Below are 7,428 nucleotides of genomic sequence, written 5' to 3' on the forward strand. Positions count from 1 at the left end.
CACCGATGTCCTGACACACCAAGTGTCACCGATGTCCTGACACAAAACTGTCACCGATGTCCTGAGACATCACATGGCTAATCGTCGCCGAGAACGCATGAACCGTTAGCGCACCTGACGAACCGTTGTTCTGCCTGATGAGCCGTCGGCGCGCAGGTCGCCACGAGCGTGGACCACGTGGGAAACGCGCCTCATCGCGAGGAGGGTCTCTGGGACTGCAAGGGCTGGGCTGGACGATCCAGTTAGAGGACCGAGGCGCGCCGGTCTAAGGCACCTCATCCACGCCGATAGCCCCGGTCGAAAACGCCTCATCCACGCCGATAGCCCCGGGGTGGCAGTGGCGCTCACCCCGCCCCTATGTACTGCACGACCTCGGGCCGCGTTCCACGACCTTGGTGTGTGTTGCACGACCACCCCGGGGTCGTGCAATGCCCACGAGGGTCGTGCAGTGTCACCCAGGGTCGTGCAAAACACCGGCCCGAACGTCGCCGGGCTAAACACGAGCTCTCGGCGTGAACGCGGTGTTTGAGACTGGACTTTTGGCCGGTGTGGTGTTGGAAAGTCGGCGTGGTGTGCTTTTCGGTGCTTATCGGTGCCGAACTTTCCGCCGGATCTGGGTCGTCCGCGTCAGGCGGCGTCCGCGGATGCCGGGGCCGCCGGCAGGATCACGGTGAAGGTGGTGCCGTGGTCGTCGGTGCCAGTGCGGGAGTCCACGCTGAGGGTCCCGTGGTGGGACTGCACGATCGCCAGGGCGATGCTCATGCCCAGACCGGTGGAGCCGGTGCGCCGCTCGCGCGAGGCGTCCCCGCGGGCGAAGCGTTCGAACAGGCGGTCGCGCACCGCGGGGTCGATGCCCGGGCCGTCGTCGGCGACGGCGATTGCCAGCGTCCCGTCCTCGCCCCGGGACAGGGTCGTGGTCACCCGACTGCCCGCCGGAGTGTGCACGCGGGCATTGGCCAGCAGATTGACCATCACCTGCCGCAGCCGCGCCTCGTCGCCCACTACCAGCGTCGGCTCGGGCACGAACTCCTCCGCCGCGTCGTCGCTCAGCCCGGCGGGAGGCTCGAGCACCGCCAGATTCAACTCCCAGGTGTGGTCGGGGCCCGCGGCCCGGGCGTCCGCGACCGCATCCACGACGATCTCCACCAGGTCGACCTCCCCGTGCTCCAACTCGCGGCCCGCGTCCAGGCGTGCCAGCAGCAGCAGGTCCTCCACCAGCGCCGTCATCCGCACCGATTCCGAGTGCACCCGCTCCAGGGCGTGCACGGCATCCTCCGGCAGTACGGCGTCGGCGCCGCTGCGCTTGATCAACTCGGTGTAGCCCCGGATGGAGGCCAACGGTGTACGCAGCTCGTGGGAGGCGTCGGCGACGAACTGGCGCACCTGCGTCTCGCTGCGCTGCCGGGCGGTGAGGGCGTCGTCGACGTGCCCGAGCAGGGTGTTCAGGGCGTTGCCGACCTGGCCGATTTCCTGCGAGGAGGCGATGTCGGCGGCGGAGACTCGCTCCCGGATGCTCACCTCCCCGCGGGACAGCGGCTGGGAGGCGACCTGTTCGGCCGTGTCCGCCACGCGCTCCAGCGGTGCCAGCGAGGTGCGCACCATGGCCCGGCCCGTGACGGCGGCGATCAGGGCTCCGGCCAGCGCCATCCCCAGTTGAGCCAGCAGCTGGGTGCGGATGAGTTTCTCATCGGCGGCGGTCGACAGGCCGGTGATCACCACGTCTCCGCTGGCGGAGTCCTCGGTGGCGAGCACCCGGTAGTTGCCCAGGGAATCAATCGACACCGTCACCGGCTCGCCGGTGACCTCCAGCGCGAGCAGGGCCTCGCACTCCGCGTCGGTCAGGGTGCGGTAGTTGCCGTCGTCGTCGATGTATCCGGCCTTCACCGTGGAGACGGCCGATCCGGAGTCATCGGCGCCATCGCGCGCTCCGGAGGCGATAACCGTCAGGGTGCCGGTGGACTGTCCGACGGCGTCCAGGCCGATGGGCACATCGCCCTTCGGTGCGGCGGGCGGGGCGGCGCCGTCAGTGGGCGGTGCCACGTCGGCCCCGGGCCGGATGGTGTCCTGGCCCGAGTCCGAGCTCTGGCTCCCGGCCAGGCCGACGCCGGCGGGGTTGGCGTCCTGACGCCGGGCGGCGGCGCGATCGGAGGCGGCCGTCAACTGTTCATCGAGCCGGTCCACCAGCGACTGGCGCAGCATCAGTGTGGACAGGGCCCCGATGCCGGCCGCCATGACCAGCACGATGCCGATCACGCCGACGACGAGCCGAGTTCGCAGGCTGCGTGGTGTTGGACGCACGCGCCCGAGGCTAGCCGAGCGCCTTGTGGGGCCGCGAGCCGTGCCGCCGGGTTCCCGCCGCCGGTGTCCGCCGGCCATGAGCTGCATCGGTGCCTGCCGGGGCTACTGGGCGACGGCGGGTTTGAGCACGTAGCCGACCCCGCGCATGGTGTGGATCATGGGCTCGCGGCCCTTGTCGATCTTGCGGCGCAGGTAGGAGATGTACAGCTCCACGATGTTGGCCTGCCCCCCGAAGTCGTAGTTCCACACGCGATCCAGGATCTGCGGCTTGGACAGCACTCGGCGGGGGTTGCGCATCAGGTAGCGCAGCAGTTCGAACTCGGTGGCGGTCAGGTGGATCTCGTCCTCGCCGCGCCACACCTCGTGGGAGTCCTCGTCCATGCGCAGGTCGCCCACCTCCAGCACGTTCGCGGGCTTCTCCGCGCTGGCGCCGGAACGCCGCAGTAGGGCGCGCAGCCGGGCGACGACCTCCTCCAGGGAGAAGGGCTTGGTCACGTAGTCGTCCCCGCCGGCGGTGAGCCCCGCAACCCGGTCCTCGACGGCGTCCTTGGCGGTGAGGAACAGCACGGGGACGTTGGGCTGGTGACCGTGAATGCGGTGCATGACCTCCATGCCGTCGAAGTCGGGCAGCATGATGTCCAGCACGATGACGTCGGGGGTGAGCTCCTGGGCGAGGCGCACCGCGGCCCGGCCGGTGCCGGCGGTGGTCACTTCCCAGCCCTCGTAGCGCAGTGCAGAGGCGAGCAGATCGGCGAGGGTCTGCTCGTCGTCGACCACCAGAACGCGTATGGGGGAGCCGTCAGGTCGGGTGAGAGATTCGGCGGGGGTGCTCATGCGGCTCATTGAACACGTCTAGTCTGTGGTGCAGCTGTGAATCCAGGGCTGGATGGCGGCGGGGCGGGGCGGAATCCTGTCGGACAGGTGCGCTACAGTCACGCTCGCAGCCTCAAGCCGCCGTCTTCACCCCTCCGGCGCGCCCGGGCGGCACCGCACCGGTCTACCGCGGTCCGCTGGGGCCACGCCGCTGAAACGCCGTAAAACCGAAGCACTCGAAGAAGGTCTCCGTGTCCAAGAAACTCGTCATCGTCGAGTCCCCCAACAAGGTCCGCTCCATCGCCGGCTACCTGGGCAAGGACTTCGACGTCGAGGCCTCGGTCGGCCATATCCGCGACCTCGCCCAGCCCTCCGAGTTGCCGGCCGCCGAGAAGAAGGGCCCCTACGGCAAGTTCGCCGTCGACGTGACCGACGGCTTCAAGCCCTACTACGTGGTCAACCCGGACAAGAAGAAGACCGTCACGCAGCTGCGCAAGGCGCTCAAGGACGCCGATGAGCTCTACCTGGCCACCGATGACGACCGCGAGGGGGAGGCCATCGCCTGGCACCTGCTGGAGGTTCTCAAGCCCAAGGTACCGGTGAGGCGCATGACCTTCACCGAGATCACCAAGGAGGCGGTCACCCGCGCTCTGGACCACACCCGCGACCTGGACACCCACCGGGTGGACGCGCAGGAGACTCGCCGCATCCTGGACCGGCTGGTCGGCTACGAGGTCAGCCCGGTGCTGTGGCGCAAGGTTCGCGCGGGGCTGTCCGCCGGGCGCGTGCAGTCCGTGGCCACCCGGCTGGTGGTGGAGCGTGAGCGTGAGCGCATGGCCTTCAAGGCGGCCGGTTACTGGGGTGTGGAGGCGCAGCTGTCCACCGACCTCGCCGCCGGCAGCTCGCTGCGCCCCGCGGCCGCGGCGGACACCGCCTTCACCGCCCGCCTGACCGCACTGGACGGGCGGCGCGTGGCCACCGGACGCGACTTCACCGACGCCGGGGCGCTGCGTCCCGCCGCCGTGAAGGCCGGCACCGTGCACCTGCACGAGGGGGCCGCGCGTGCCGTCGCCGAGGCCGTTACCCGGGCGGTGCCGCGCGTGGCCGAGGTGGAGGAGAAGCCCTACCGGCGGCGCCCGGCCGCGCCCTTCACCACCTCCACGCTGCAGCAGGAGGCGAGCCGCAAGCTTCGCATGAACCCGCGCGAGACCATGCGGGTGGCGCAGGCCCTGTACGAGAACGGCTTCATCACCTACATGCGTACCGACTCCACGGTGCTGTCCGGGCAGGCGGTCGCCGCCGCTCGCGGCCAGGTGGCCGAGCTGTACGGCGCGGAGTATGTGGCGCCCAAGCCGCGCGTGTACGCCACCAAGACCAAGGGCGCCCAGGAGGCGCACGAGGCGATCCGTCCCGCCGGCGACCACTTCCGCACCCCCGCGCAGGTGTCCGGGCGGCTCACCGGCGCTCAGTTCCGCCTCTACGAGCTGATCTGGCGGCGCACCGTCGCCTCCCAGATGGCCGACGCCACCGGTTCCACGGCCACGGTGCGGGTGGACGTGCCCCTGCGTCCCGCCGACGGCGGCTCCCGTGACTCGGGCATCACCTTCAACACGGCCGGGTTCACCGCCTCGGGCACCGTCATCACCTTCCGCGGCTTCCTGGCCGCCTACGAGGAGGGGCGCGACGCCGAGCGCTACGAGTCCGAGACCGCCCCCGCGGTGACGGACGGGGCTGCGCCGACGGCCTCGGGCAGCGGCTCCGCCTCGGGTGCCGGCGCGGGCGCCGCCGCCGGCCGGGACCGGGATGTGCGTCTGCCCGCCATGATCGCCGGCCAGGAGCTGGTGGCGCTCACGGCCGAGGCCGCCGGGCATGAGACCACGCCGCCGCCCCGCTACACGGAGGCCTCCCTGGTTAAGGCGCTGGAGGAGCGGGAGATCGGCCGCCCCTCCACCTATGCCTCCATCATGTCCACCATCTCCGACCGCGGCTATGTGGAACACCGCGGCCAGGCGCTGGTGCCCACCTGGCTGGCCTTCGCCGTCACCCGCCTACTGGAGGAGAACTTCAGCGAGCTGGTCGACTACGACTTCACCGCCTCCATGGAGGCAGACCTGGACCGCATCGCCGCCGGCGAGGAGGACCGGGTCGACTGGCTCACCCACTTCTACTACGGCCCCCAGGGGCAGGCGGGTGTGGCGGGAACCGCCCCCACCGCCGAGGACGGGCTGGGCCTGAAGGCCATGGTGGACGGCCTGGGGGAGATCGACGCCCGCGCCGTCAACTCCATAGACATCGGCGAGGGCATCACCCTGCGCGTGGGCCGCTACGGCCCCTACCTGGAGAACGCCGAGGGCAAGCGCGCGAACGTCCCCGGTGACCTGGCGCCCGACGAGCTGACGGTGGCCAAGGCGCGCGAGTTGTTCACCCGTGCCGCCGACGACGGCCGCGAGCTGGGCACGGACCCGTCCACCGGCCACACCATCGTCGTCAAGGACGGCCGCTACGGCCCCTACGTCACCGAGATCCTGCCCGAGCCGGAGCCGGCCGCGGACGAGACCGCGGAGGCGGGGCAGGGCGCCGCGGCGTCGAAGTCGGCCGGGAAGGGCTCGGCACGCCGGTCCCGGAAGGGCCCCAAGCCGCGCACCGCCTCGCTGCTGAAGTCAATGGACCTGGCCACCGTGACCCTGGAGCAGGCCCTCGACCTGCTGAGCCTGCCACGGGTGGTGGGGCAAGACGCCGACGGCGTGGACATCACCGCGCAGAACGGCCGCTACGGGCCCTACCTGAAGCGGGGCACGGACTCGCGCTCCCTGGAGAGCGAGGAGCAGTTGTTCACGGTGACGTTGGAGCAGGCGCTGGAGCTGTTCGCCCAGCCCAAGCGGCGCCGCGGCCAGGCGGCCTCCCGGGCGCCGCTGCGCGAGCTCGGCACCGACCCGGACACCGGCCGGCCCGTGGTGATCAAGGACGGCCGCTTCGGCCCCTACTTCACCGATGGGGAGACGAATGTGACGCTGCGCCGCGACGATGATCCGGCCACCGTCACCCCCGAGCGCGCCTACGAGCTGCTGGCGGAGAAGCGCGCCAAGGGTCCCGCCAAGAAGCGCACCACCCGCAAGACCACGGCGAAGAAGACCACCGCCAAGAAGTCCCGCTGATGTCCGTCCTCCGTCGTCTAGGAGCGTGGTGTCGTGGAGGGGCAACCGCGCCCTCGAGCAGAGTTTTGCCGGTGTGTGGACGGCCGCGGCCAGCGAGACGTCATCATGCGTTCTGAGCGGATGAGAGCCTCTCTTGCTGCCATCGTTTGGTGAGGAGCACGACTACGATGACGAACTCTGCAATGTTCAGTACCGTGATGACGCCGCTGAACACTGGAATCTTCGTAACTGCTCCACTGAAGATAAGGTAGTCCCACAGGAAGTGTGAGGCGATCATGAGGCCGATGCTCTTGGTGTAGTCATACATCAGGGCATAGAACAGTCCAGCGATGAAGGTGGTCACCAGCTGCAGCAGCATGTTCGGGAAGGGCAGTCCGGCGAGCACGTTCACCGAGTGAAGCAGGCTGAACACCACCGCGGAGCCGAGTAGCGCGCCTCGAATCTGCGTTCCCTGGGGCTCCTGGAGCAGGCCGACGTACAGCACCCGGCGGAACATCATCTCCTCAGCGAATCCGATGAGCACAGTGGCGACCAATGGGGTTGCAAATGCGGGTGTCAGTTCGCCGTGAGTTGCCCAGTAGTACAGGGCCATGCCTACGAGGGGAATGAATACGACTAGGAACGCAGGGTAGCGTCTCGGACCGTCGGGGGGTGTGAGCCGATTCCGCAGGGCTAGGAAGCTGCCCAGCGCCCATAGCGCCAGCAGGGAGATGAACGGCAGCAGCGTCTTCACGAAGGCGGCATCGTTGTAGCCGACGTTGAGGACGCGGTAGATCAAGAGGTTCGAGACCCCCATCCCCGCGATGTAGATGATGGTGCATGCGAGCGCGAGTCGCGCCGTCTTGGTTGTTGGCATGTCGTCTCCTCGTCGGAACTGGTGCTTCCGACTAGATCGGATGGAGCCCTTTTGGGGCGTGATGTACTCCGAGCACAATTCGGTTTGTGCATCTGTGCGAACTGTATAGTTACAAGCGCGTAGGCTATCGCGAATCTAGGGCTCTCGCGGCTCTTCCGGTTTGTGGGTGTGGTGGGTGGTGGGTGTTGCCGGCCTGGTGGGCTGGGTGCTGGCGGTGTGTGCCCGGGCGCCCCGCCGTGGGGCGGAATGTCCGAATTCGGCACTAAGGCCGTCGCCGACCGCTGGAGCCGATTTGGAATCCGCATG

General features: G+C 69.2%; 4 protein-coding genes. 1 reads left to right on the forward strand and 3 read right to left on the reverse strand.

Annotated elements, in window-relative coordinates:
* Positions 1 to 627: 627 nt before the first annotated feature.
* On the reverse strand, positions 628 to 2,232 hold the full coding sequence (locus DRB06_RS12680; RefSeq protein ID WP_258522263.1) for a cell wall metabolism sensor histidine kinase WalK: 1,605 nt from the start codon (positions 2,230 to 2,232) through the stop codon (positions 628 to 630).
* A gap of 168 nt (positions 2,233 to 2,400) precedes the next feature.
* Positions 2,401 to 3,132, reverse strand: coding sequence for a response regulator transcription factor (locus DRB06_RS12685; protein ID WP_073328799.1), 732 nt, complete (start codon positions 3,130 to 3,132; stop codon positions 2,401 to 2,403).
* Between the two features lie 230 nt (positions 3,133 to 3,362).
* Between DRB06_RS12685 and topA the strand changes: the two genes are divergently transcribed.
* The gene (gene topA / locus DRB06_RS12690) at positions 3,363 to 6,266 is read left to right on the forward strand and encodes a type I DNA topoisomerase (RefSeq protein WP_111820143.1); all 2,904 of its coding nucleotides are present in this window, start codon (positions 3,363 to 3,365) and stop codon (positions 6,264 to 6,266) included.
* A gap of 103 nt (positions 6,267 to 6,369) precedes the next feature.
* On the opposite strand, the gene DRB06_RS12695 is transcribed toward topA, so the two are convergent.
* Positions 6,370 to 7,122: a CPBP family intramembrane glutamic endopeptidase gene (locus DRB06_RS12695; RefSeq protein WP_108968806.1), complete on the reverse strand. Its 753-nt coding sequence runs from the start codon at positions 7,120 to 7,122 to the stop codon at positions 6,370 to 6,372.
* Between the last annotated feature and the right edge of the window lie 306 nt (positions 7,123 to 7,428).

The organism is Actinomyces sp. Z5, from assembly GCF_003287795.1.
Taxonomy (GTDB): Bacteria; Actinomycetota; Actinomycetes; order Actinomycetales; family Actinomycetaceae; genus Actinomyces; species Actinomyces glycerinitolerans.

What these genes read in the sequence shown, in the direction of transcription:
- DRB06_RS12680 (WP_258522263.1), bottom strand. Translation starts at nt 2,232, where the DNA reads ATGGCGGCCGGCATCGGGGCCCTGTCCACACTGATGCTGCGCCAGTCG.
- DRB06_RS12685 (WP_073328799.1), bottom strand. Translation starts at nt 3,132, where the DNA reads ATGAGCACCCCCGCCGAATCTCTCACCCGACCTGACGGCTCCCCCATA.
- DRB06_RS12695 (WP_108968806.1), bottom strand. Translation starts at nt 7,122, where the DNA reads ATGCCAACAACCAAGACGGCGCGACTCGCGCTCGCATGCACCATCATC.